Genomic DNA, 25,497 nt, shown 5'->3' on the forward strand with positions numbered 1-25,497 from the left:
TTCCTTGATTGAAATTGAATTACTTCGACTGCAACACTTGATTAATCGATGCCAATGCCGTCTGTATCGTGTCGTTCAAACTGGTTGCATTGGTGATGCGATCGGTCGGTGAATGATAGTTCGGATCAGAGCCGCGATAGAAAAACAACACAGGGACTCCCTTCGCTGCAAACGACGCATGATCACTGCTGCTATTTGTTAAAGCTGGAACAAAAGTTGGAACATTGGAATTGAGTTGCTTGAGCTGCGATCGTAACTCAGCAGACCCGCCAATGAGGAGACGATCATTGATCCCCACCATGTCGAAATTAAACATGGCTGCTAAACCAGACAAAAATTGAGGCTGCACAGAATTTACGAAGGCTCTTGATCCTTGCAAGCCATCTTCTTCACCATCAAACGCCACGAACCACACTTCGCGAGCCAATGGCGTGTTCGCCAACCGCCGCGCCGTTTCCAAGACCACTGCTGTTCCAGATGCGTTGTCGTTGGCTCCAGGAGAACCGGAAACAGAGTCATAATGTCCACCTAACAATAAACGAGGTTGAGTTACACCAGAAAGACGAGCAATCACGTTGCGTCCGGTAATCGTTCGCCGCTCTGTATTGACAGAAACCTGTGCAGATGGCGCGTTGAGTAATTTTGCACCATTACTTTGAGTGATGCCGATCGCCGGAATTGCTGCCGGGCTGCTCAGCGTTCCTCGCAGGGGTTTGTCTTCTGAATTGATCACAATGACTGCGATCGCGCCCGCCTTTGCTGCGTTGTCTACTTTCTGTGAGAACGGAATTTCGCCCCGCCGCACAACCGCGATCGCACCCTTCACCTCAATCGATGCAAAGTCATTGGGTCGCCCCACATTGGGAACGGCGACCAACCGCGCATTGGCTTGACCTGCGATCGAATTGTTTAGAGCTTCACCTGAGATTGTCTGTCCATTTACGGCAACACTTGAACCTAGATCTCGAAACTTCGGATAGGTGAAGGTCTGCACCTCAGTTTGATAGCCTGCTTTGCGATATTCCTCGATCAGAAATTGACTTGCTTGCTGTGCGGCAGGTGTCCCCGCAACTCTCGCTCCAATCTGAATCAGCTTTTGAACGGTTTCTTGAACCCGACTATCAGATGGAGATGCCGCTTCAGTTGTACTGGCAGCAGCGGTATCTTCGGAACGGTTTGCTTGAATCGTACAAGCCGGAAGCGTTGCCAAAATGACAGCAAAAGCTGCATAGATGGATTTAACGGTTTTGTTCATTCGAGTCATGACGACAAAAAGGTTCAGAAAGCATCCTCACACCTACCTTTGCAAAGCGTTTCTTAAGCTATTTCCTATTGTGGAGAGCGATTATGACAAGGAAATGTCAGAGGTAAACCGGCTGGACGGCTTGAGCGGCAGTTCAATGCGGAAAGTTGAGCCACGATCGACTTCACTGATGACGCGAATCTGTCCCTGATGCGCTTCGATAATTTGCTTCGCGATCGCAAGTCCGAGTCCAAATCCGCCGGTTTGCCGAGTGCGGGCAGTATCTACGCGATAAAACCGCTCAAACACATGAAAGAGATCTGCGGCAGGAATACCGATTCCAGTATCTTGAATCTCAAAAACAGCGTGATTCGACTGAACGAATAAACGCAGTTCAATCATTCCGCCTGCGGGTGTGTATTTGAGTGCGTTCGTGATTAAATTGACGATCGCTTGTCTCAGTAAATTGGGATCAGCTTTGAGCCAGAGTGTTGCTTCCCGAATGTGGCTGGTTAGCTGAAGGTGTTTCTCGATCGCTTGAGGCGTATATTCTTCTATCAATGATTGCACTAACGCAGCAAAATCAATAGCATTCAGGGTTGCTGGATCTAACTTTCCATCTTGGCGTGACAGGAACAACAATTGATCAATCAGTGAACCCATTGATTGGGCAATCATCACAATCTGAGTTAACCGCGATCGCATTTCTTGAATGTCCTCCGGTGGCATCAGTGCAACCTGAGCTTGGCTCAAAATTCCAGCGACGGGAGTTCTGAGTTCATGAGAGGCATCGGCTGTAAAGCGCTGAAGACGATCGTAAGCATGACGCGTCGGTTGCAGGGCGATTCCCGCCAAAGTCCAACCAATGACTCCAATCACTCCAAGCGTCACCGGAAGACCAATGCTAAGAAATAATCGCGCTTGATCTAAGCTCTTTTGCAGCGAATCGAGCGGCACTGCAACTTGTAGATAGCCTACAATCCTCGCGCCGTTTTTTAGTGGAATCGTCAACTGCCTTAAAACACTGGCTGGAGATGTGATCGTTCTCCAGCCGATCGTATCTTCTAACCTCAATGGAGAACTTTGATCAGAAGCTTGAAGTCGCCTTCTTCGAGCATCATACAATCGAACATAAGCAAATTGAGGATTTGGAGTCATTGATGGTGATTGGTTGCTGCGGCTCAATTGACCCGTGAGAATCTGTGTTTGCTTCAGCAGGGTTTGATCAAATCGATCGAGTTGTTCATTCACAGTCAGCCCATAGCCGATCGTTGCAAATAGCGTCAGAACCCCGCCCATGGAGAGCGTGTACCAGTAGGCTAAATTCCGGCGGCTGCGGTGAAACATGAGACGCAGTTATCTCGCTTCAGAGTCAATAGAAATCAATCGATAACCCACGCCATACACGGTTTCAAGCCAGTTCTTGGCTCCAACTGCATCAAGCCGTTGTCGCAGTCGTCGAACCAAGGTGGTGACTGCATTGCTTTCGGGTTGACTGCCCCAACCCCACAAGGCTTGCTCTACCTGATCGTGTGTCACCACTTGGCGCGGATGCCGCATAAAATATTCCATCAACTGAAATTCTCGTCCCGATAGTTGCACCGTCGTTTGTTGGCGCTCTAGAGTCAAGGTGTTGAGGTGCAACTGTAAATCTCCCAAACTCAGCGTGTCGCCTTGCCACAACGGGGATCGTCGCCGTAATGCGCGCACCCGTGCCAATAATTCCATCACATCCACGGGTTTAACGAGATAATCATCGGCTCCAGCATCTAGTCCTGTCACTTTATCGATCGTCGTATCCTTTGCGGTTAGCATTAACACCGGAGCCGTCTTGCCTACCTGCCGAAACTGCCGACACAGTTCGATTCCGCTGATTTGAGGCAGCATCCAATCGAGAATTAGCAGGTCATAGGGACGATCGAGCATCAGCGATCGGGCTGTCATTGCTTCAGCGATCGCATCAACAATATGTCCCGCTTTTTCTAGCGCGGCTTGCAAAGGTTCTAGTTGAAGGGAATCATCCTCAACCAGTAGAATCAGCATATTCGCTCCTCAAACTAACTTTCCTATTCTAGAAAATGCTTGAAGATTCACCTCGATAAAGGAATGTTCCCTTGAAAAGCTTACCCAATCTAGGACTTTGGTTTTGGTTGTCGCTACCCCTGCTCGGCATGTTGTTTTGGACAAGCAGTGGTTGGATTGTTGATCGGCAATTGAAACAGAATAATCAAAGCGTAGAAAGTATTCAAATTAAGACAGTCGAGATTCGATAATTTCTGCGTTGTTTAACGGTGCGATTGCCATCTTTATCAGTTGCTTGACAGCATCGTTGCTCTCATCAAATAAATGCGCGACAAGCGATGAATCGCGATCGACGGCAGGAAGGGGTAAGTTAAGATTCGGGCAAGTCACCGAAGCGATCGCGGTATCGCTGAAGCTCGGTGGCAAGGGCTTCGGCGCGTTGGCGTTCTTCCTCGGCGCGTTGGCGTTCTTGAGCAGCTTGCGATTCAGCAGCTTCGAGGGCAGTCGCTAATTCGTCGGGGATCAGTAATTTCTCACCCGTTTCTAAGCGATAAAACCCAATCAGGTTGCCCTCGACGGTGAGACGAAGCTGTAGGGGTTGGCTTTGACCATCGGCAATGAGTTCGTAAGTTTCGCCTCTCAAGCGATAGCCCCGGAGTTTTTCTGGAATCCATTCGCCTTTAGGATCAAATTGCCAATATTCTTGAACGCCCAATTGTTCGTAAAGCGTTTTCTTAAAGCTTTCGTCCTGGGTTCTGGTTCCGGGCGAGGTCATCTCAAAAATCACGGCAGGAACTTGCCCTTCTTCCCAGATTTTGTAGTTGTCGCGTCCCCCTGGTTCGACCCCAAAAATCACCATCACATCAGGCGCAGTCCGCAGTCTGGGAAAGCCTTGCGCGTAGTAGAGAAACTGGTTGCCTAAAACGGTTGCTTGCTGACCCGTGAGGTATTGGCGCAATACTTCCAGGGTGATGAGTAAAGCATAGAAATGGTCGTAAGTTTCTGCCACGGGTTCACCATCGCCAGTGGGATAGAAAATTTCTGGAGTTTGAGAAGCAGAAGCAAGAGCCGTCATCGCTGTGCCTCCAGTGCGTGTGATCTAGTTCATTGTACGATCGTAGCGGATATCTAAATACCGATGAGCGGATTTGGTCGGTGTAGTTTATGCGAGCTGTCTCAGCACCGTAATGTAGCGATCGATCGCATGATCTTTAAACCGCTGACTGACGAAGTTAAGACTAAACCGTCGTCCGATTCGGATCTCTTTGTCTACAGCGCGATATCCCTGCCACCAGCGCGGTAACTCTGGGACAAGATCCATTCCATGAACTATTCGGTAGCTGTTGGGAACTCGCTGATTGAAAGACTCGCGAAATCCATCGTTTCCGACATTCGGTGCGCCATAAGTGTAGGCTTCGATCGTCACTTTATCAGAGAAATTGTACTGAACATCTACAGCGCATAAGGTTGCTAAGGCTCCACCTAGACTATGCCCCGTTGCAACGACACTAGATATCGCATTGTTTCTGATGTACTCATGAATTTTATCTCGCACCGCAAAATAAGCTGCAACAAAGCCTTGGTGGATCAGTGCTCCCGAACGACTAGAGCCACCATACGGATAGGTTTTCTCCCGTGGCTCAACAATCAATTCTCGAATCACGTTTTGGTCAAACTGAGTGCGTTCTAGTTTAGTGTTAAAATTTGTTTCCCAATCTTCCGAGGATTTGCTACCTCTAAACACAATCGTTGCTGCGGTTCCTTCTACTAAAATCGCGCATTGGGTATCTGTTTTTGGTTCACTAATCAGGACAGGGTTAACGGTGATGCCGTCAAACTTAATAGTGTCGAAGTTCTCATAAATCTTTTGACAAAGAAGAGCGTACTTTACAGCTTTTGTATAATCAATCGACATACAACCTCCGGTGGCAACTAAAGTATTGTGCATTATTTAACTACCATTAAACTGAGTCGTTTTCAGAAGATTTTTCTAAAAAGGAATAGCGATCGCATCGAATTAATTCTTTGAATTCTAATTCTGTTTCCTTTTCTACTGGTTAGCTAGAGTGTGAGAAACTACAGTTGCATTCACAGCACAGCTATTTTTCTAGAGCAATTTAATATGGTAACTTATGTAATTACGGGAGCAAATCGAGGAATTGGCTACGAATTTTGTCGTCAACTGCAAGAACGAGGAGACACGGTGATTGCCGTCTGCCGCGCTGCCTCTGAGGAATTGCAGCAGCTAGGCGTACAGCTTGAGACTGGGATCGATATTACTTCAGACGCTTCGGTTGCAGAGTTGCAAAATCGACTACAAAAGACCACGATCGATGTTCTCATCAACAATGCAGGTATTCTCAAGCGAGTGACGTTAGATAACCTCGACTTCGATAGCATTCGCGAACAGTTTGAAGTGAATGCTCTAGGCGCATTGCGAGTCACTCATGCGTTGCTACCGCATCTTAAAAACGGCTCTAAGATTGTCTTGATGACTAGCCGAATGGGGTCGATCGCAGACAATACCTCTGGCAGTTCTTATGGGTATCGAATGTCGAAGGTGGCGCTATCAATGGCAGGAAAGTCTTTGGCGCATGATCTAAAACCGCGTGGAATTGCAGTAGCGATTCTACATCCGGGTCTAGTGCAAACGCGAATGACAAACTTTACGCCTGGAGGTATTACACCAGAAGAATCTGTGAAGGGACTTCTAGCTCGTATTGATGAGTTGACTTTGGAAAATACGGGAACATTCTGGCACGCAAAGGGTGAAGTGCTACCCTGGTAAGCCGAAGTCGTCTAGCATGAGTTCGGCGGCAATTAACCGATTGATCGATCGCACGCGAGAAAACTTGTCGAAGACCACGAGAGAGCACTACAGCCTGATTTCATCCATTCTCTAACAGATTTTAGAATCTTCATCTCTCCATTCAACAACGCTGGGAAACCTGCACGAAAAGATGAAGTTTTCATCAACTTCACTCTAAAAGACTTGAGATATTCAGTGGTTCTACTTAATGATGGTGCAATGAGCAAATGCTTGTAGATGTGTAAGGTCACTTCGTAAATATAATGCAACCACCAACCTTAGTTTCTGGGTTGGCTCCAGCAGCTATGTTCTTGTATTCCTGCCTGGAGCACCGCTTAAATGACACCGCCTTTAGCTGGTTAAATGAAACGGTTCATCAAATAGAAGAAGGAGCCTCTGAACGTCTCTTTATTGCTCGATTTAGCGCTGTCCCCAGACATTTGGGAAAATCTGATCTTGATCTTGCTAACAAAGATGTCCAAGCGTTCGATCGCGTTCGTCCGGGATTGTTGCTGAAGCACTGGAGCCTAGATCAAGCAGGACGAGCCTTGTTAGTTCTTGCTTGGGCAGACTCTCATCCTGATTCCTATATTAGTACGGTCGAAAAGCTGTTTTCAGCAGCAGAGATGGGTGAACTGGTGGCGCTTTATCAGGTACTACCACTGCTTCCTCATCCCGATCGCTTGCTCACCCCAGCGCTCGACGGCATTCGCACCAATATCACAGCCGTATTTAATGCTCTTACTCTAAACAATCCTTACCCTGCTGAATACTTTAGCGAAGATGCCTGGAATCAACTGGTGCTGAAGGCTCTGTTTGTCGGTAGTCCGCTCCATGCGATCGTTGGTTTAGATCGTCGCGCCAATCCTAAGCTGGCTCGAATGCTGTCAGACTATGCTCACGAGCGCTGGGCAGCAGGGCGACCCGTTAATCCTGAACTGTGGCGAGTAGCGGCTCCGTATCTAGAGCGCGATCGCATCAATGATCTCACTAGATTGATCTCTAGTGCTGATTCACAGGAGCAAAAAGCGGGAGCGCTTGCCTGTGCAGCCTCTCCACTACCAGAAGCTCAGGCTCTTCTGGTACAAGTCCCCCACCTACAACAGCAGATCCAGCATGGTGAACTGTCCTGGGAGCACTTTGCTCTGCTCTAAGTAGCGTTTCTGAAAATCTACATCTGTCCAACAATCAACCAATTGCCATGCAGCCAAACTCCATGATGTTTATCGATCCTCATATCCATATGTCATCCCGCACCACCTATGATTATCTGGTGATGCAGCAATATGGAGTCGTTGCCTTGATTGAGCCTTCCTTCTGGTTGGGGCAGCCTCGTACCAGCGCGGGAACATTCAAAGACTATTTCAATAGTCTGGTGGGTTGGGAGCGATTTCGGGCTGGACAGTTTGGAATGCGCCATTACTGTACTATCTCCATCAATCCAAAAGAAGCCAACAATGAAGCCCTGGCGGAGGAAGTAATGGAGCTATTACCGCTCTACGCTGGCAAAGAAGGGGTAGTCGCGATCGGAGAAATTGGCTTTGATGAGATTACAAAGGCAGAAGAGAAATACTTTCGCCTACAGCTTGAGCTTGCAAAAGAACTCGATAAGCTAGTGCTGGTACATACTCCCCATCGCAACAAAAAAGAGGGAACCACGTTGAGCATGGACATTTGCTTGGAACATGGGATCAATCCTCAACGAGTCATAATCGATCACTGCAACGAGGAAACCGTTGAAGAAGTAGTAAATCGGGGTTTTTGGTGTGCGTTTTCTATCTATCCCAATACCAAGATGGGGAATGAACGAATGGTAGAACTGGTGCGGCGCTATGGCAGCCAGCAAATCATGATCAACAGCGCAGCAGACTGGGGAATGAGCGACCCGTTAGCAGTTCCTAAAACCGCTCAACTGATGCTTCAGTGCGGAATTCCCGAAGAGCAGGTGAGAGCAGTTAGCTATAGCAATGCGCTTGCAGCTTATGGTCAAAGCGGTGAAATGAAAGAAGAGGACTGGCTGAATCCTCTCCCTGTCGATCAGCGTCAACTTTACAGTGGCAACTCGGTTCTACGAGGACAAACCCCTGTGTACGATGCCGAGCAAGAATCTTTGATCATTCGGTAATGCTTGATACTTGTTTCTATTCTTTGAATACCAGGACAGGTCTCTCAATACAACTCTTTTAGAACCCTACCCCGATGAATACAACCAGTATGCAGTCCGCCTCGCTATGGGCTTACCTGCAATTGATGCGACCTGCCAATATCCTCACTGCCTGGGCAGACATTCTGCTAGGATATGCGGCGGCTGGGCAAGTGAGTCAAATCCAGGCAGTGCTGGCTGGAACGGTATCTATAGTAGAGCTAGTTCCCCTTGGTTGGCTGTTGTTAGCAACGACAGGACTCTACGCCGGGGCGGTTGTCTTCAATGATGTGTTTGATGCAGAGCTAGATGCAGAGGAGCGTCCTGAACGTCCGATTCCTAGTGGTCGAGCTTCACGACAGGGAGCAACAATTTTAGGAAGCGTGCTGCTACTGGGCGGCATTGCGGCGGCGGCTCAAGTCTCTCTGATCAGTGCTTTATTGGCGATCGCGATCACGATTGCAGCACTACTGTATGACAGTGCGGGCAAGCACCAGGATCAGTTTGGCCCGATCAATATGGGGCTATGTCGGGGAGGAAACTTGCTCTTGGGGATTAGTGCGGCTCCGGAATTGTTGAGTGATCGCTGGTTCTTGGCTTTGATCCCGATCGTATACATTATTGCGGTTACAGCGATTAGTCGGGGCGAGGTGCAAGGAGGCAAGCGTGAAACCGGGATTGCTGCGCTGGTGCTAGCCGGAGCTGTGATTTCAGCAATTTTGCTACTGGGATTCCTGCCTGTTTATCACTTGCTTGCTGCTGTTCCTTTTGTGCTGTTATTTGCGGGATTGATTCTCCCTGCTTTTATTAAAGCGACTCAAGATCCCAGCCCCAAAACGATTCAAAACGCTGTGAAATCAGGAGTTCTTTCCTTGATTGTGATGGATGCTGCTGTAGCGGCTGGTTTTGCTGGATGGCTGTACGGAGCGATGTTACTCGTGTTGCTTCCCCTATCTATGCTTCTAGCGCGATTGTTCGCTGTAACCTAATCTTTGCGTTTTTTGCTGCTGTTCATTCTCCAAATAACTATGACATCTTTATTGCGCCGTCCTGCTCGTCCTCAACAGTCCTCGCTCCCGATCCTTAAACAGCAGTTTGAAGTAAACTTTCGATATGAAGTTCACTTTACACAAGGCTTATTTCGGACAGATAATCCACTCCTGGCGCAAGTCATTGCTCAACAGGCAGATGCAGACGCTAAAAAAATGTTGGTTGTGGTCGATGGAGGCTTGCTCCCGCATCATCCCCAGCTATTGAATCAAATTGAATCCTATACCAAAGCTTACCCAAAGTTAGCCCTGCCCATTTCTCCGATCGTGGTTCCCGGTGGTGAAGCCGCAAAGAACAATCCTAGTCTAATTGAGCAACTGCATCAGGCGGTCGATGACATTGGGTTATGTCGTCACTCTTATGTAGTCGCGATCGGTGGTGGTGCGGTATTGGATATGGTTGGCTATGCTGCGGCAACCGCTCATCGGGGCATTCGCCTGATTCGAGTACCCACTACGGTTCTGGCTCAGAATGACTCTGGAATTGGCGTGAAAAATGGTATTAATGCCTTCAACAAAAAGAACTTTTTAGGAACCTTTGCGCCACCCTTTGCGGTACTGAATGACTTTGAGTTTTTAACGACGCTCGACGATCGCGACTGGCGATCGGGCATGGCGGAAGCAATCAAAGTGGCGTTGATCAAATCACCTGAATTTTTCACCAACATTGAAGCTCAAGCAGAGGCACTCGCACGACGAGAGATGCCAGCGATGCAGCACCTCATCTATCACTGTGCCCAACTTCATCTAGAGCATATTGCCGGACATGGCGATCCGTTTGAACTGGGATCATCGCGACCCTTGGATTTTGGGCACTGGGCAGCGCATCGATTAGAGCGGCTCACGAATTATGAATTGCGGCATGGAGAAGCAGTTGCGATCGGGATTGCGCTGGATGCAACCTATTCCTATTTAATCAATCTTTTACCTGAAGCAGATTGGCAACGCATTTGTAAAACTCTGAAAACATTAGGCTTTACGCTGTTTGTTCCAGAGTTAACTAGCTATCTTGATGAGCCAGAGCACCCTTTATCCCTGTTTCGCGGGCTGAGTGAATTTCGGGAACATTTAGGCGGAGAGCTAACGTTGATGCTATTAAAGCAAGTGGGTCAGGGTCTGGAAGTCCATCACGTTGATTGGGAACAGTACCGCAAAGCGATCGCGATTCTATCTACTCTCTAAAGTTCTATTTGTCATCCTAGTCATGCGTCTTTCCACTCCATCCCCGCTCCATCTCACTTATTGCACCAATATTCATCCGGGTGAAAGCTGGGATGCAACCTACACCAATCTACGAACTTATCTTCCTGTTCTGAAACAGCAGCTTAGCCCAGATCAGTCTTTTGGTGTTGGGTTGCGGTTGGCAGATGCCGCTACCCAGGAGCTTTTTCAGGGGGACAACCTGATCGAGTTTCAGACCTGGCTTCAGGCACAGGATTTGTATGTCTTTACGATCAACGGATTCCCTTTTGGAGGCTTTCACCACCAGATTGTGAAAGATCAGGTCTATGCACCTGATTGGTCGAAACCAGAACGCCTAGCGTACACCGAACGTTTGATTCGCATTTTGGCAGCTTTACTACCAGAAGGTATAGACGGTGGAATTTCAACGCTGCCTCTATCCTATAAACCTTGGTGGCAAAACGATGCAACAGCGCAGGAGAAAGTATTTCACCATAGCAGTTTGAATTTGGCGCAGGCAGTTGTGGTAATGGCTCAAGTACATCAACAAACTGGAAAGCTATTGCACCTAGACCTTGAACCAGAACCGGATGGATTGATTGAAAACACGCAAGAAACGATCGCATTTTTCCAAGACTGGCTACTCCCAATCGGAACTCCTGTTCTCACGCAGGCACTAGGAGTAGATATCCAAACAGCAGAAACTTTAATCCGACAGCATATTCGGCTTTGCTATGATACCTGTCATTTTGCGGTGGAATATGAGGAACCTGCGATCGCTCTAGCCGCACTAAAAGCGGCAGGCATCAAGGTTGGTAAGTTTCAACTCAGCGCCGCGCTCAAAATTACTTTACCGGAACCCTCTGAGCGCCAATCTTTGATTCAATCGTTAGCTCCGTTTGCAGAATCAACTTATCTGCATCAAGTCGTGACTCGTCATGCAGATGGAGCGCTTCAGCACTATGCGGATTTGACAGAAGCAATGCCCTATCTTGCGATCGATGCTGCGATCGAATGGCGCACTCACTTTCACGTTCCTATCTTTATTGATCGCTACTCTTCTTTTGCTTCGACACAAGATCACATCTATCAGGCGCTTCAGAACCTATCGCTTGCACCAGATTGTACACACTTGGAAATTGAAACTTACACCTGGGATGTCTTACCGCCTGCAATGAAGCTGGACATTCTAGAGTCTATTCAGCGCGAATATCACTGGGTTTTGAAAACTCTAGCTTGATTGCGATCGTTCCATTCACTGAATTTCTCAGCAACTCATGAAAAAAACTGTTGTTATTAATGTGGTTGGTCTAAGTTCAAGGCTGTTAGGAGAGCATACTCCGCAGCTAAAACAATGGATCGCACAAGGTCGGATCGCGACGATCAAGCCGGTTCTGCCTGCTGTAACCTGTACCGCACAAGCGACTTATCTCACCGGATGCTATCCCACAGATCACGGCATTGTTGCTAACGGCTGGTATTTTCATGACGACTGCGAAATCAAGTTCTGGCGACAGTCGAACAAGCTGGTACAGAGTCCGAAAATCTGGGACGTTGCCCGAAGCATTGATCCTGAGTTCACCTGTGCGAACTTATTCTGGTGGTACAATATGTACTCCTCGGTCGACTATTCGGTGACACCCCGCCCCATGTATCCGGCTGATGGGCGCAAGCTTCCAGATATTTATACCCAACCTGCCGATCTCCGCTCTACGCTCCAGACTGAGCTTGGAGAGTTCCCCTTGTTTAAGTTTTGGGGCCCTGCGACTTCTGCTGAATCAAGCCAGTGGATTGCGGCATCGGCGAAACGAGTTGAGGAACTGTACAGTCCCACGCTGACTCTGATTTATCTTCCTCATTTAGATTACTGTTTGCAAAAGATTGGCTGTCAGCCCGATGAGATTGCTCAAGATTTGCAGGAAATTGATGCTATCTGTGGCGATCTGATTGCTTACTATGAAAACCGTGGCGCTCAAGTCATTCTTCTTTCTGAATATGGCATTACTCCGGTCAATCAGCCGATTCACCTCAACCGCGTACTGCGTCAAGCAGAGCTGCTGCAAGTTCGAGAGGAATTAGGGCGAGAACTGTTAGATGCTGGGGCAAGTAAAGCCTTTGCTGTTGCAGATCACCAAATTGCTCACGTGTATGTTAATGATCCAAGCTGTCTCGACAAGGTAAAGCAATTACTTGAACAAACAGATGGCGTGGACCTGGTGCTGGATGAGGCAGGCAAAGAAGCCTATCATCTTGACCATCCTCGATCAGGCGATCTGATTGCTGTTGCTAAACCGAACGCCTGGTTCACGTACTACTACTGGATGGACGATCGCAAAGCTCCCGATTTTGCTAGAACAGTCGATATCCATCGCAAACCAGGATATGACCCCGCAGAACTGTTTATCGATCCTCAGATCAAACTACCGAAACTGAAACTGGGAACAACACTCCTGAAGAAAAAATTGGGATTCCGGTATCTGATGGAAGTCATTCCGTTAGATGCCAGTGTGGTAAAAGGATCGCACGGGCATCTCACACCAAGTGCAGCAGACTGCCCAATGCTAATCACCCGCGAAACCGACCTACTGCAAAGAGATTCTCTAGAAGCCACTGATGTATTTCACGTGATCCTAAGCCACCTGAAGCGTTAATAACCGCCTCTCTTGCTCAGCGCCGGAGTACCCAATTAACCGTGGTAGCGCTTATCCTGGAGATATCCAAGCAGCAGATTTTTAGTCGGCGGGGTGTCTCAAGACCAACGGACGGGATGTACTCCGAATCTCACACAGTGGAGGGGCTAATGAACTTACCAAATACGCTACAGACTCCGTTCTTACTGCAAGAATTGCAATGGGTTGCTGATCCCGTAAGCTACATGGAAAAAGCGGCTCAGCAGCATCCTGATCTCTTTTCGGCAGGAATTGTTGGGGGGAGTCATCTAGTTTTTGTCAATCATCCGCAAGCGATTCAAGATATCCTCACCAGCGATCGCAAGCGCTTTCTCGCTCCCGGAGAAGTGAACCGAATTCTGGCTCCGCTGATTGGTGACTATTCGGTAATTATGCTCAGTGGCGATCGACATAAGCGTCGTCGCCAATTGTTGATGCCTCCGTTTCATGGTGAACGAATGCGGGCTTATGGCAATTTAATCTGCAAGCTCACCGAAAAAGTTTTTAGTCGAATTCCGATCGCTCAATCCTTCACGGCGCGATCGGCGACGCAGGAAATTTCGCTACAAGTCATTCTAGAGGCTGTGTTTGGTGTAACTGAGGGAGAGCGATTTAATCGCCTCCGATCAGCCATTACGACGATGACCGAGCGATTCCGCTCTCCCTTAGCGGCGAGCTTTTTGTTTTTCCCCTGGATGCAGCGAGATTTGGGGGCGTGGATGCCGTGGGGCAAGTTTCTGCGCGATCGTGCCGAAATTGACAAGCTACTGTATGCCGAGATTGCCGATCGTCGTCGCGAGAACAATCTCGATCGAGTAGATATTCTGTCGTTGCTGATGGCAGCCCGCGATGAAAACGGTGAGCCGATGAGCGATCCAGAACTCCGGGATGAACTGATGACCTTGCTGTTTGCTGGACATGAGACGACCGCAACAGCGATGGCTTGGGCGCTGTACTGGACTCATCGCTTGCCCCAAGTGCGTGAGAAATTGCTGCAAGAGCTTGATTCGATCGGCTCTAATCCCGATCCCATGACAATTGCCCGCTTGCCCTATCTCAGCGCAGTTTGTAACGAAGCCTTGCGCTTGTATCCGGTTGCAATGCTTACGTTTACCAGAGTCGTGAACGAACCGTTGGAACTCTTAGGACATCCGCTTCAGCCCGGAGTGAATGTGGTCGGCTGTATTTACCTGCTGCATCACCGGGAAGATCTTTACCCAGATTCGCACCAGTTTAAACCAGAGCGCTTTTTAGAACGGCAGTTTTCTCCGTTTGAGTTTATGCCGTTTGGGGGTGGGGCACGGCGCTGTATTGGTGAAGCGTTGGCGGTGTTTGAGATGAAGCTGGCACTGGCAACGATTTTGTCGCGCTATCAGCTTGCCTTAGCCGATCGTCGTCCCGAAGTGCCGCGTCGCCGTGGGGTGACGCTTGCTCCAGCGAGAGGAGTCAAACTCCAGATTGTGGGGCAAAGACCGGTGCGATCGACGGAAGCGATGGCGCAGACGAGATAGAAGGCGCTGGTCATTCAGGGCTTTAACCTGGCAAGCGATCGGGCTCATCGGCTTCATACAAAATCTTTCAATACTCGCGACAGATCCTCGTAAAGACGCGATTTGAAGCTTCGCTTCACCGAAGGTGTTCGCGTCTTTACGGAGGAAACTGCTGTGTCGTAGGTTTTTTGGAAACTGGCGTTATGTCAGGAAAGATTGATTTTGTAGTTCTCGCTACAGAAAATCTTATATAGTTATGAATAGACGATTTATGAATGACCCAAATTATGACAACCATACTTGATACAAACAACTCTCAACTCTCTGCTAAGCATCAGGACAACATTATGGCTGTTCTTGCTCACCGCATCGAAGCAGCTCAAGCAGCCCACAACACACAATTAATTGAATTGTTAGAGCGGGAGAAGCAGCAGCTTGGACAGGCAGCAACGCCACATCGAGGATCGTTAGCTGCTAGATTTAACGCCTTCAAACAAAGGGTCGCCAACGCATTTTCTAGCAAATCAGAGTTGCAGGTGTACCAGTATGAGCAGGGCAGCGACTGGTGGTGGTATGCCTTTGATCCGCGCACAGGAGACTGTGTGTATGCAGATTCTGAAGCAGAATTACGACTTTGGATTGAGCAGAACTATCGCGGCAGATAAAGGGAAGCTTGAACAAACTCTGTTCTCCTCGAAGCTTAGGCTGTCACAGCAGGAAAATGCAGCCGACGACAATCAATAAGCCAAAAATAATCTGATTAAATCTCGGCTGCGGGATGAGACGATTAATCTTGCTCCCAACGTAAATTCCGATGCTAATTCCGGGGATTGACCAGAGAAACAACTGCCAAACCATCGGAGTCCACAGTCCTGCAAATCCGTGCCCTGCGATCGTCGCGATGCCTGAAAATAGAAAATAGCACTGCATCGTTGCCCGAAAATAAGTGGCTGACCAACGACGCAGCACCCCGTAGATTGCGATCGGAGGCCCATTGGTGTTATAAGCCCCTCCTAAAACTCCTGCGACGAATCCAAATAACACTGCATATCGCTCATGGGAAAGCTGGGGAAACCTTACAGAAACGAGATTGTACGATCCGTACAAGATTAGGATGATGCCGAGTCCAATCTTGACCAACTTTTCAGGGGCATACTGTAACAGCAATAAGCCAAAAGGAACACCAATGACTGTGCCAACAATCAACCGCCAAGCCGATTTGAGATCAACGCTATCTTGATCGGAAATTAAGATGATTAAGCTGATAATAAATCCTGTGAATGCTACGACAGGAGTGGCAGTTCGCAAACTCATGATTAAACCGAGCAGCGGCATAGCAAGCAGTGCATCACCAAAACCGATCGCTGATCGAATTGAGGTACAAACGAATAAAACCAGCGCGGTGGCGATTGTTAAAGTAAAGGGTTCCATGCAAGAGATTAATAAAACAGTTTGATCAGCCCATAGCTAAAAATAGAAATAAATAACCAAGATAAAGCACCTAAGTATAAAGGTTTTAATCCAATCTTCTGAATCTGATTCAGCCTTGTTTCTAAACCCATTGCTGCCATTGCGATCGCTAATAGAATTTGGTTTAGCTGTGCGACCGCACTTTTTAAGCTTTGTGGAAACAAGTTCAAGCTATTGAGCAGGATCAAAAGCATGAAATACACAACGAACCAAGGAATTGCAACTTTCGTTTTTAAGGAATTAGTTTTGGAAACTGAACCGAGCAATAGAACGATCGGAGCTAACCAAAGCACTCTTGATAACTTCGAGATACTAGCCACCTCACCGCTGAGCGGACTAGCTTGAAATGCAGCCGCAATTACCTGTGCAACTTCATGGATTGAAACCCCGCACCACAATCCGAATGCTTCTGGCGTTAGGTGTAGCTGTCCTATCAGCAATGGATACGAAAGCATAGAGAATGTTCCAAACAGGGTCACAATTGCAACCGCATAAGTGATATCTTCATCTGCACTTTTAGTTGTGGTACTGGTTGCAATCACGGCAGAAGCACCACAAATCGAAGTTCCCGCAGCAATGAGACGAGTCAAGCTAGAATCAATTCCTAACTGTTTTCCTAACCAACAAGTTAACCAAAATGTACTCAGTAAAGTCGCTATGGTGATCAGCATTCCTGCGATGCCAACTGAGAAGACTTGTAGCAGGCTGAGTTGAACGCCAAGCAGAACCACTGCAAATCGGAGGACTCTCTTCATTGCAAAACTAATTCCTGCTTGAGCGTGTGAGGGTGTTCCGATCGTATTTCGCACCAGAATGCCGAGTAGAATCGACAGAATTAGCGGACTAAAGAGATGGAATCCGGGAACCAGTCGCAGCAGATAAGCGATCGCGGCTAAGCCGGAAGTGAGCAAGATTCCTGACTGAATTTGAGCAAAGCCTATTTTTGCCTGTATCGCTATCTGTGAGTAGAAATCACTTTGAAGCGGAGCGATTTTTACAGCGAAGGGCTTCACATTATTTACTTTTTGTCGCATTACTCTAAGGGTGATTCAATGTTTTGCAACCAATAAGGATTTGCCCTGCTTTGTGCATCCGACAAAGCAGGGCTGTCGAACACTTATAAATTAACTCAGCACAAAACCACTTCTTTTAATGGTCTATGTTTGATTGAACAGAACGTTGTTTCAAGTGCTGAAGCAACATTGAGAAACACTTGTCCCGTTAATGAAGTCGGATCAGCCAGCGTTAGAGGTTTTCCAGCGTCACCGCCTGCACAAATTCGAGCATCGATCGGAACTTGTCCCAATAATGGAGTGTGAAGTTCTTCTGCTAACTGCTGTCCACCACCACTGCCGAAAATCGGAGTTGGTTCGCCGCAGTGCCCGCACAGTAAATAGCTCATATTTTCGATGATGCCGAGAACTGGAATTCCGACGCGACGAAACATATGAATACTACGACGAACATCGGAGATCGCAACCTGCTGTGGTGTCGTCACTAGCAACACACCGCAAATCGGACTTTCTTGGACGATCGTAATCTGAGCATCCCCAGTGCCGGGAGGGAGATCAATCAGCAAATAGTCTAAATCGCCCCATTCGACCTCGTGAATGAACTGAGTAATGATTTTGTGCAGAACAGGGCCTCTCCACGCTAACGGATGATCAGGTTCTGCCAGCAATCCGACTGACATCACCTTAATTCCGTGTGCTTCTAAAGGCAAAAATCGCGTTCCTTCAGCCGTTTCGATGGTTTCTACTTGGGACTGTCCTAATCCAAGCATTTGCGGCACATTTGGGCCATAAATATCTGCATCGAGAAGACCCACTTTTGCCCCTTGTAGACTAAGCGCGATCGCAAGATTAACAGAAGTCGTTGATTTTCCAACTCCCCCTTTACCACTAGAGATTGCTAACGTGGTTCTCACTCCCGGAATCGTACAAAGCTGGATGTAAGCCTTTTTGCACCAAGTCAGTTGTGAAAGTACATCCTCAATCTGTGATTTCAAGCCATGTTGATGCTGACCAACATAAAGACGGAGATACACATACCCATCGACCACTCTAAGATTACGAACCATTCCCAAACTCACAATATTGTTGTTCAGAATAGGTTCAGTGACCGTTTTAAGCAGTTCAGTCACTGCTTGCTGTCTAGCTTCAGCAATTGGATCGGTCGTAGATGCAGGAGACTCGTGAACCGTCTGAAACGGCGATCGGTGGTTAGGCATTGGAGGGTTCTTGCAAAGCTTCTTGGATGGTCTGAATAGCGCGTTGAGCAAAGATACAGACATCGCGATCGGGATCGTCGAGCGATTGCTGTAATGGATTAAGGGCGGTTGGATTTTTCAGAATACCAAGCGCGATCGCGGCATCTCGACGAATGTCGGAATACTCATCGGTGAGCGCCTGAATGAACAATGGGAGAGAATGATCATCGGGTGTTTTTTGCAAGGCTTGTAAGCTGAACTTACGCACCTGCCAATGCTCATCTTTTAAGGCAGCTTCTAGAGAGGAAATTGCACTGCGATCGGCATGAATTGCCAAAGACTTGGCTGCATTTCGCCGCACTTCCCAATCTGAATCATTGGTCAGTGCTTCACACAGACGAGGAACAACTTCTACATCGCTTAAATGCCCCAAAGTTAAGGCAGTTGCTCGTCGAACACTTGCATCTGAATCAGACATCAGTGCTAATGCAGGTTGACAGCGTTCGACTTGGTTGAGATATCGCAATGTTGTGACTGCCGATTCTCTTAAAGCAGGGTTAGAAGATTCAAAGAAGGGCAGCACATACGGTAGGGATTGAGCATCATGAATCTTCCGCAGCAGGAATAAAGCATTAAGCTGTAGATTCACATCGTCTTGGAGTAGCGCATCGAGCAACATGAGTAGATGATCCGGAGCGACCAATTCACCTAACGCCGATCGCGCTTCATCGCGAATTTCTTCATCAGGAGAAGCAAGACATTCAATCAACGCCGGAACTGCTGCTGGATTAGCAAGTTCCCACAGTGCAGTGACCGCTAGTTTTTGCACTAAGAAGCTTTCATCTTTTAGCGCATCGATTAACGGTGCTAAAGCTTCTTCATCTCCAAGATGCTGCAATGTTTTGACCGCAACAAGACGATCTTCGACCTCTGGCGATCGTAGCATCTCCAACCAAGGAGCAAGTTCAGAGTTGGTTTCCATCACTTCCCCCTAGCGTAACAAGAACGGAATTTGCACAGTGATTGCATTGGTCGGACATTCCTTTTCGCAAGGTAAGCAGAACCAACACTCGTCGTATTTCATATAAGCTTTGCCTGTTTCGGGGTCTTTCGCCAACACATCTAATGGACAAACTTCAATGCAGGCAACGCATTTTTCAAGGCATTTGGATTCATCGACAATAACGGGAACATCGACTCTTTGAGTTGCTAAAGCCATAGGTCAACCTTTTCTCAACGTGAACAACTTAGCGAACGGCGACATCATACACTTCGGTTTCAACATCCACATCGACAATGTAAGGTTCGATCGGACGCTTGAATAACACCATGTTTCCATCTTCATTCTTTTTCAGATGCACATGGCAGAACCATTCATCGTTGTTCTTTTCTGGATAGTCCACGCGATAGTGATACAATCCCCAGCGACTTTCACGACGGAAGAGTGATGCTCTTGCTGCCATTTCTGCACAATCGCGGATAAAGTGAACTTCCATACAGCGCATCAGTTCGTGTGGATCACGCGCACCCATGAGGTCTAAGGTGTCGTGATAGCGCACAAAGTTGCTTAGCCCGATTTCCATGCGATTTGCAGATTTCGGCGGCTGTAGATAGTCATTCACTAAGCGGCGCAGCTTGTATTCGACTTGAGTATGCGGGATGCCGTTGGATCGATCGAGCGGTGCATAGATTCTTGCTTTTTCGGCTGCTAGGAACTCTGGATCAGGATCAACATGATCTAACCTTTGAACATACTCAACTGCATGTTCTCCAGCAATTCGTCCAAACACAAATGCACCAATCATGTAGTTGTGTGGCACACTCGCCATGTCTCCTGCGGCATAAAGTCCTGGCACTGAAGTTTCAGCCCGCTCATTCACCCAAACTCCAGAAGCACTATGACCGCTACACAGTCCAATTTCAGAAATGTTCATTTCGACTCCACTGGTGCGATAGTTCTCACCCCGCCCTTCATGGAATCTGCCTCGGCTTGGACGCTCATTCGACCACAAAATCGACTCAATTTCAGAGATCGTATTTTCGTCTAAATGAGTCATCTTCAGTTGAATCGGGCCTTTACCAGAGTTGAGTTCTTTCCAAACTTCCAGCATCATTTGACCGCTCCAGTAGTCACAGCTAATGAAGCGGTGGCCTTGTGCATTTGCTGTGTAAGCTCCAAATGGGCTGGCAACATACGCACAAGCAGGCCCGTTGTAGTCTTTCATCAACGGATTGATTTGGAAGCATTCAATGTTACTTAGTTCTGCGCCTGCATGGTATGCCATTGAATAGCCATCACCTGCATTAGTGGGGTTCTCATAAGTTCCATAGAGATAGCCCGAAGCAGGTAAACCTAACCGTCCGCAAGCTCCCGTGCAGAGAATCACAGCTTTCGCTTGAATCACCACGAAATCGCCATTGCGAACATCAAAACCGACTGCACCGATCGCACGTCCATCCCGGACTAAAACGCGAGTTGCCATCACCCGATTAGTCACTTGGGCTTTGTGACGCTTTACTTGACGTGCCAAAATCGTCTTCAAGTCTTTTCCTTCTGGCATCGGCAAAACGTATTTACCCACCCGATGCACTTGCTTGAGGTCGTAATTGCCTTGAGTATCTTTCTGAAATTTTACGCCCCAGCTTTCTAGTTCTTGAATCACAGAAAAGCCAAGTTTACCTGTTTGATAAACCGCATTCTGATTGAGAATTCCATCATTGGCGATCGTAATCTCTCGAACATATTGTTCTGGAGTTGAGTTACCGGGAATGACGGCAGTGTTGACACCATCCATGCCCATTGCGATCGCGCCACTTCGACGAATGTTCGCTTTTTCCAGGACTAGCACTTCACCATCGGGATTTGCCTGCTTTGCTTTGATGGCTGCCATTGTTCCAGCCGTCCCGCCCCCGATTACCAGAACATCCGTCTTCATCCATTGAGTATTCACTCAAAAATCCTCCCTATTGATGGACAGCATCTAGCTGTGCGCTCAGAACTGTCTCACGCACTACAGAAAAAATCAGAAAAAACGATTTGATTAGAGACATCTTTTCTATCGAAAAAATTCGTCTAGAAGAAGATGTAATTCAGTTCGACTGTTTTTATTGTGCAGTACATTTTTGATTTTCTTTATCGCGGTATTTTATGAACTAATAAATGAATTGAATCCATCGATTGATATGATCAGCGAAGTTATGAAGCGAATACACCATTAGGGTTTAAGGCGATGGAAGTTTATCAGATTCGAGTTTTTCTAGAAGTTGCTCGTCACCTGAGTTTTACGGAAGCAGCAGATGCTCTAAATCTGACCCAGCCTGCGGTAAGCGCTAAGATCAAGTCGCTAGAAACCGAGTTAGGAACTTCGCTGTTTTATCGTTTAGGTCGTAAGATTCAACTGACAGAGGTAGGAGAATTCTTATTGGAAGAAGGAGCAAAACTGATTCAGGTTGAAAATGAGTTGCTCCAAAAAATTGAAAATATTAAAAAAGGAAAATATGGCAGCCTAAAAATTGGTTGTACAATGGCGCTCGCTGAAGGTTGGTTGCCAAATGTTGTGTTTGAATATCGCCAGCAATATCCAAGTATTCAAGTTCAATGCTTGGTGTTTGAATCAGCCGAATTGCTTTATCAAGCGATGACAAGCCAAACGGTTGATGTCGGAATTTCCGATGTCAATTTTGAAGAATTTTCGGAACTTTCAGCCACCGCGATCGATGCCATCTCTTATCAATTGTTTGTCGCTCACACTCATCCCTTAGCACAGCAGCGCTGGCTGAGCTTGGCAGATCTGAGAAAGTATCCTTGGGCGCTGTTGCCTTCAGGTACACCCAGTCGTTTAGTTCTAGAATCGCGGTTATCAGAGCTAGGGTTCTCGCTTGATGGTTTTCTTCAGTTTGAAACCGTCGATACGATGAGCCTGATGCGAACCTATATGATGCAGGGGAACTATCTCGGATTCGCGACGGACTTTGATTTTAAGCCAGAGTGTGAATTAGGAACTGTGACTGCAATTCCGATCCAAGAGTTTGCGCTCTCTGGAACAGTTTATCTAGTGACACCTCGGCGATTAGCTCAAGCAAACACAGCAACTTCATCGGGTCGTCGATCGCGCAGTCTTAACCCAGTCCAAAAATTGATCCACCTGCTGCAAGCCAAACATTCTGCGGCTCAACCTGGCTCAAATGTCGTTCGTCTACGATCGCCTAGTTTCACTCGTCGCAGCAATTCATCTCCTCGCCCCGAAGTGCTGACACTCTCGATCGGAGTCCAAAACAGTACCATCCCGGCTGTGACCGCAGGGCTGATTATCCAACGGCTCGGACTGCTGGAACATTTCTTGCCGAAAGAAGGACGATATAGCACAACACAATACAAGATTCAGTGGCAGGATTTTTCAACCGGAGCACCGATCGTGGATGGACTACGATCGCAGCAATTAAACATTGGTGTTCTCGGTGACTATCCTTTGCTTCTGAGTGCTGAAGCCGGACAAAACACTCGCTTAATCAGCTTTGTTTCCACTAATCCCGATGGTTCTTGTAATGCGGTTGTAGTTCCGAACCGTTCTCAGCTTCAAAGTGTAGACGACTTGCGCGGACGAGCGATCGCGGTTCCACTGCGGTCTTCGGCACATGGCATGGTGTTGCGATCGCTGAATGCAATGAACCTCTTAAATCAAGTGAACTTGCTTCCCCTCGAATCCGCGCATCCCTTTGAGTTCTCTGAACACTACGCTGATAGCTATGCTCACTTTGCACCCTTTCATGACATTGCTTGTCGTCGGGGACAGTTCCGCTATCTAGTCGGCTGTAATCCTGAAGCTTTGCCCGCTTTTTATGGTGTAGTGGTGACAAGTGAGCTTGCAGAACAATACCCGGAAGTTGCGATCGCCTATCTTCGGGCGCTGTCTGCTGCACAGTATTGGTACGATACGACTCCAACTGCACCGTCTTTAGTTGCAAAATGGACACAGCTTGACTCAGAGGTGATTGTGCAAATTCTCAGCAGTTCTTATCAACCAAATCAACCTGGACGGTTCTTCTCGGAGATGAGCATTCGTCCTGATTGGCTGAGATTACACATTGATCAACTTAGTCTGATTCCGGGAAACCAGGAGCTACAAACCATTAACTTGAATCAATGGATTCAGTCAGAGTTCTTGCAGCAGGCTAGAGCTTAGGCTCTACCAGTTTCTCGCTGCGTTGTGGATTGTTCTTGCCCCCTAAATCCCCCACGAGTGGAAAACTTTGAAGAAATAAAACTAACTGTCCTTTGTATTGCTACTTTACTGAAGTACATCATCGTATGCTGCAAAAGCACGATCGCTCTAAACCTTCTCTTGCTTTCTGAGGTGCGATCGCGACTCAAAGTCCCCCACGAGTGGGGGATTTAGGGGGCTGCACCCACCCGCATCGAAGCAAATTACCTTTGTCGATCGCACCTCACTCTACCTCCATACTTTTCATCGTTTCCTCTCGAATCAGTTCAAAAATCTCGCGGTTCAGTTGCAAAAACCCTGAAGTAACCGTGATATCACTGTGTCTCGGTCGGTCTAAAGGAACATTGACGATTTGCTTAATCCTGCCTGGATTCACTCCCATCACAAAGATACGATCGCTCAGGAACACTGCTTCTTCAATATCGTGCGTAACAAAAATCACAGTTGTTTTCTGTTCACTCCAGATATCAAGCAGAAGCTCCTGCATCATATGTCGGGTCTGAGCATCCAGCGCTGCAAAGGGTTCGTCCATCAACAACACAGAAGGAGAGTTTACCAAGGCACGAATGATACTTGCCCGTTGCTGCATTCCTCCGGATAGTTGATAGGGATAAGAGTGACGATGCTTGTACAATCCAACACGGTTGAGATAGTAATTCACAATCTCTTTGCGCTTTTCAGTCGGAATGCCTTGAATCTTCAGCCCAAATTCGACATTCTGAAACGTCGTTTTCCAGGGCAACAGAGAATACTGCTGAAACACAAAGCCACGATCGGCTCCAGGACGAACAACAACCCTGCGATCGACTGAGACAGAGCCACAAGACGGCTTGATAAACCCCGCAATTGCATTCAGAATCGTGGACTTACCGCACCCGGATGGGCCGAGCAAACACACAAATTCACCGGGAGCGATCGTAAAGTCGATCGACTCCAACACCGGGATTAACTGCCCTTTTCGCTTAAAACAAATTGATAAATCTTCAACCTCTACCAGTCCTTTGAGTGCTTGTTGTGGAGTTCCTTGCTCGATTAACATTGTCACAATCACTATCCTCTACTGATTAATTGCTGGTTCCTTTCTTGGTGACGCGCCAAGGCATCAAGACATGAGTGAGACGATCGACTGCAAAAGAACTCAGTGATCCCATTAATCCGATCAGCAGCATTCCCATGACGATCGGCGGATAGTTAGAAGTCACATAAGATTCCCAAGTGAGATAACCAATCCCAAATCGCCCTGCTAAGATTTCTGCGGTTACAAGACAAAACCAGGAATTCCCCATACCAATCACTAAGCCACTCGCAATATTTGGCATTGCTCCCGGAACTACAATGTCCTTGAAGACCTGCCATTGTTGCGCTCCCAAGCACTGTCCAACGCGCAACAACAGTAAATCAGTGCCTTCAACCCCTTTGATCGTGCTGATTAAGATTGGAAAGAATGCACCAATAAAGGTAATGTAGACCATTCCCGACTCTGCATCAGGAAACATCAAAATCGCGAGCGGAATCCAAGCAACCGCAGGAATCGGACGCAGAATTTCTAAGGGTAGAAAAACTAGGTCTTCGATCTTTTGAAACCAGCCGATTACAATTCCTAAGCTAATTCCTAACACTGCTGCGATCGCATATCCCAACAGCACCCGCATCACACTCGCCTGCAAGTGCATCATTGGGTTGCTTGAGAAGAACTTAACTGTTGCACCGAGAACTTCCAGTGGAGAAGGCAGAAACGAAAAATTAATGAAGAATTGGAACTTGATCGCACAGAGAAACTGCCAAATTCCAAAAAACAAGACAAGCGAAAGTACCCGCAGGAAGACACGCAATAGATTGAGCCGCGAAGTTCCTTCTGATTTTTGAAATAGCTGTGACAATAGAAAACTCAAGCGATCGACGATGCTGAGTTTTGTCGATCGCTCAGAGGATGAGCTAGACATGAAGTGCCTCCAATCGGTGAAAGAAAACGAGTAGGAACGCATTGTT

At 47.5% G+C, this 25,497-nt stretch carries 23 protein-coding genes; 10 read left to right on the forward strand and 13 right to left on the reverse strand.

Annotated elements, in window-relative coordinates; genetic code table 11:
* Positions 1-19: 19 nt before the first annotated feature.
* The 5 genes from NC981_RS13565 to NC981_RS13585 all read right to left on the reverse strand — a co-directional run bounded on the left by NC981_RS13565 (position 20) and on the right by NC981_RS13585 (position 5,213).
* Positions 20-1,264, reverse strand: coding sequence for a M28 family metallopeptidase (locus tag NC981_RS13565; protein WP_348243341.1), 1,245 nt, complete (start codon positions 1,262-1,264; stop codon positions 20-22).
* 81 nt (positions 1,265-1,345) lie between these two features.
* Positions 1,346-2,590 carry an ATP-binding protein gene (locus tag NC981_RS13570; RefSeq protein WP_348243343.1) on the reverse strand — a complete coding sequence of 415 codons (1,245 nt, stop codon included), beginning with the start codon at positions 2,588-2,590 and terminating at the stop codon, positions 1,346-1,348.
* A gap of 9 nt (positions 2,591-2,599) precedes the next feature.
* Positions 2,600-3,286, reverse strand: coding sequence for a two-component system response regulator RppA (gene rppA, locus NC981_RS13575; protein ID WP_348243345.1), 687 nt, complete (start codon positions 3,284-3,286; stop codon positions 2,600-2,602).
* 349 nt (positions 3,287-3,635) lie between these two features.
* Complete coding sequence (locus NC981_RS13580) at positions 3,636-4,340, reverse strand: Uma2 family endonuclease (RefSeq protein WP_348243347.1); 705 nt, start codon at positions 4,338-4,340, stop codon at positions 3,636-3,638.
* A gap of 87 nt (positions 4,341-4,427) precedes the next feature.
* Entirely contained in the window at positions 4,428-5,213 is a 786-nt protein-coding gene (locus tag NC981_RS13585) for a lipase family protein (protein WP_348243349.1), read from the reverse strand.
* Positions 5,214-5,387: 174 nt separating this feature from the next.
* On the opposite strand from NC981_RS13585, the gene NC981_RS13590 reads away from it, so the two are divergent.
* From NC981_RS13590 to NC981_RS13630, 9 genes are all read left to right on the forward strand, one after another.
* Positions 5,388-6,053 (forward strand): SDR family oxidoreductase, encoded by a 666-nt coding sequence (locus NC981_RS13590; RefSeq protein WP_348243351.1) that lies wholly within the window; start codon positions 5,388-5,390, stop codon positions 6,051-6,053.
* A gap of 284 nt (positions 6,054-6,337) precedes the next feature.
* Complete coding sequence (locus NC981_RS13595) at positions 6,338-7,228, forward strand: EboA domain-containing protein (RefSeq protein ID WP_348243353.1); 891 nt, start codon at positions 6,338-6,340, stop codon at positions 7,226-7,228.
* Between the two features lie 47 nt (positions 7,229-7,275).
* Entirely contained in the window at positions 7,276-8,199 is a 924-nt protein-coding gene (locus NC981_RS13600; protein ID WP_348243355.1) for a TatD family hydrolase, read from the forward strand.
* Positions 8,200-8,273: 74 nt separating this feature from the next.
* Positions 8,274-9,206 (forward strand): UbiA-like protein EboC, encoded by a 933-nt coding sequence (eboC, locus tag NC981_RS13605; RefSeq protein WP_348243357.1) that lies wholly within the window; start codon positions 8,274-8,276, stop codon positions 9,204-9,206.
* Between the two features lie 39 nt (positions 9,207-9,245).
* A complete protein-coding gene (locus NC981_RS13610; protein WP_348243359.1) occupies positions 9,246-10,448 on the forward strand; it encodes a 3-dehydroquinate synthase in 1,203 nt (400 codons plus the stop codon).
* A 22-nt stretch (positions 10,449-10,470) separates the two neighbouring features.
* Positions 10,471-11,688: a metabolite traffic protein EboE gene (gene eboE, locus NC981_RS13615; RefSeq protein ID WP_348243361.1), complete on the forward strand. Its 1,218-nt coding sequence runs from the start codon at positions 10,471-10,473 to the stop codon at positions 11,686-11,688.
* A gap of 37 nt (positions 11,689-11,725) precedes the next feature.
* Positions 11,726-13,099 carry a nucleotide pyrophosphatase/phosphodiesterase family protein gene (locus NC981_RS13620; protein WP_348243363.1) on the forward strand — a complete coding sequence of 458 codons (1,374 nt, stop codon included), beginning with the start codon at positions 11,726-11,728 and terminating at the stop codon, positions 13,097-13,099.
* A 149-nt stretch (positions 13,100-13,248) separates the two neighbouring features.
* A complete protein-coding gene (locus NC981_RS13625) occupies positions 13,249-14,628 on the forward strand; it encodes a cytochrome P450 (RefSeq protein WP_348243365.1) in 1,380 nt (459 codons plus the stop codon).
* Positions 14,629-14,954: 326 nt separating this feature from the next.
* On the forward strand, positions 14,955-15,272 hold the full coding sequence (locus NC981_RS13630; protein ID WP_348243367.1) for a hypothetical protein: 318 nt from the start codon (positions 14,955-14,957) through the stop codon (positions 15,270-15,272).
* 43 nt (positions 15,273-15,315) lie between these two features.
* Here NC981_RS13630 and NC981_RS13635 read toward each other — a convergent pair whose 3' ends face one another.
* From NC981_RS13635 to NC981_RS13660, 6 genes are all read right to left on the reverse strand, one after another.
* Complete coding sequence (locus NC981_RS13635) at positions 15,316-16,038, reverse strand: sulfite exporter TauE/SafE family protein (RefSeq protein WP_348243369.1); 723 nt, start codon at positions 16,036-16,038, stop codon at positions 15,316-15,318.
* A gap of 8 nt (positions 16,039-16,046) precedes the next feature.
* Positions 16,047-17,111 carry a YeiH family protein gene (locus NC981_RS13640; RefSeq protein ID WP_348243371.1) on the reverse strand — a complete coding sequence of 355 codons (1,065 nt, stop codon included), beginning with the start codon at positions 17,109-17,111 and terminating at the stop codon, positions 16,047-16,049.
* 95 nt (positions 17,112-17,206) lie between these two features.
* Positions 17,207-18,307, reverse strand: coding sequence for an Mrp/NBP35 family ATP-binding protein (locus NC981_RS13645; protein WP_348243373.1), 1,101 nt, complete (start codon positions 18,305-18,307; stop codon positions 17,207-17,209).
* Complete coding sequence (locus NC981_RS13650; protein WP_348243375.1) at positions 18,300-19,268, reverse strand: HEAT repeat domain-containing protein; 969 nt, start codon at positions 19,266-19,268, stop codon at positions 18,300-18,302. Before NC981_RS13650 ends, NC981_RS13645 begins: the two co-directional genes overlap by 8 nt.
* A gap of 9 nt (positions 19,269-19,277) precedes the next feature.
* Complete coding sequence (locus tag NC981_RS13655; protein WP_190376825.1) at positions 19,278-19,505, reverse strand: ferredoxin family protein; 228 nt, start codon at positions 19,503-19,505, stop codon at positions 19,278-19,280.
* 28 nt (positions 19,506-19,533) lie between these two features.
* A complete protein-coding gene (locus NC981_RS13660; RefSeq protein ID WP_348243934.1) occupies positions 19,534-21,222 on the reverse strand; it encodes a fumarate reductase/succinate dehydrogenase flavoprotein subunit in 1,689 nt (562 codons plus the stop codon).
* A gap of 294 nt (positions 21,223-21,516) precedes the next feature.
* Here NC981_RS13660 and NC981_RS13665 point away from each other — a divergent pair, with 294 nt between their 5' ends.
* Positions 21,517-23,469, forward strand: coding sequence for a LysR substrate-binding domain-containing protein (locus tag NC981_RS13665; protein WP_348243377.1), 1,953 nt, complete (start codon positions 21,517-21,519; stop codon positions 23,467-23,469).
* 262 nt (positions 23,470-23,731) lie between these two features.
* Here NC981_RS13665 and NC981_RS13670 read toward each other — a convergent pair whose 3' ends face one another.
* Both NC981_RS13670 and NC981_RS13675 read right to left on the reverse strand, forming a co-directional pair.
* Positions 23,732-24,547 (reverse strand): ABC transporter ATP-binding protein, encoded by an 816-nt coding sequence (locus NC981_RS13670; protein WP_348243935.1) that lies wholly within the window; start codon positions 24,545-24,547, stop codon positions 23,732-23,734.
* 25 nt (positions 24,548-24,572) lie between these two features.
* Complete coding sequence (locus NC981_RS13675) at positions 24,573-25,451, reverse strand: ABC transporter permease (RefSeq protein WP_348243379.1); 879 nt, start codon at positions 25,449-25,451, stop codon at positions 24,573-24,575.
* Positions 25,452-25,497: the final 46 nt, after the last annotated feature.

The sequence above is a fragment of the Leptolyngbya sp. DQ-M1 genome (assembly GCF_039962505.1).
Taxonomy (GTDB): domain Bacteria; phylum Cyanobacteriota; class Cyanobacteriia; order Leptolyngbyales; family Leptolyngbyaceae; genus Leptolyngbya.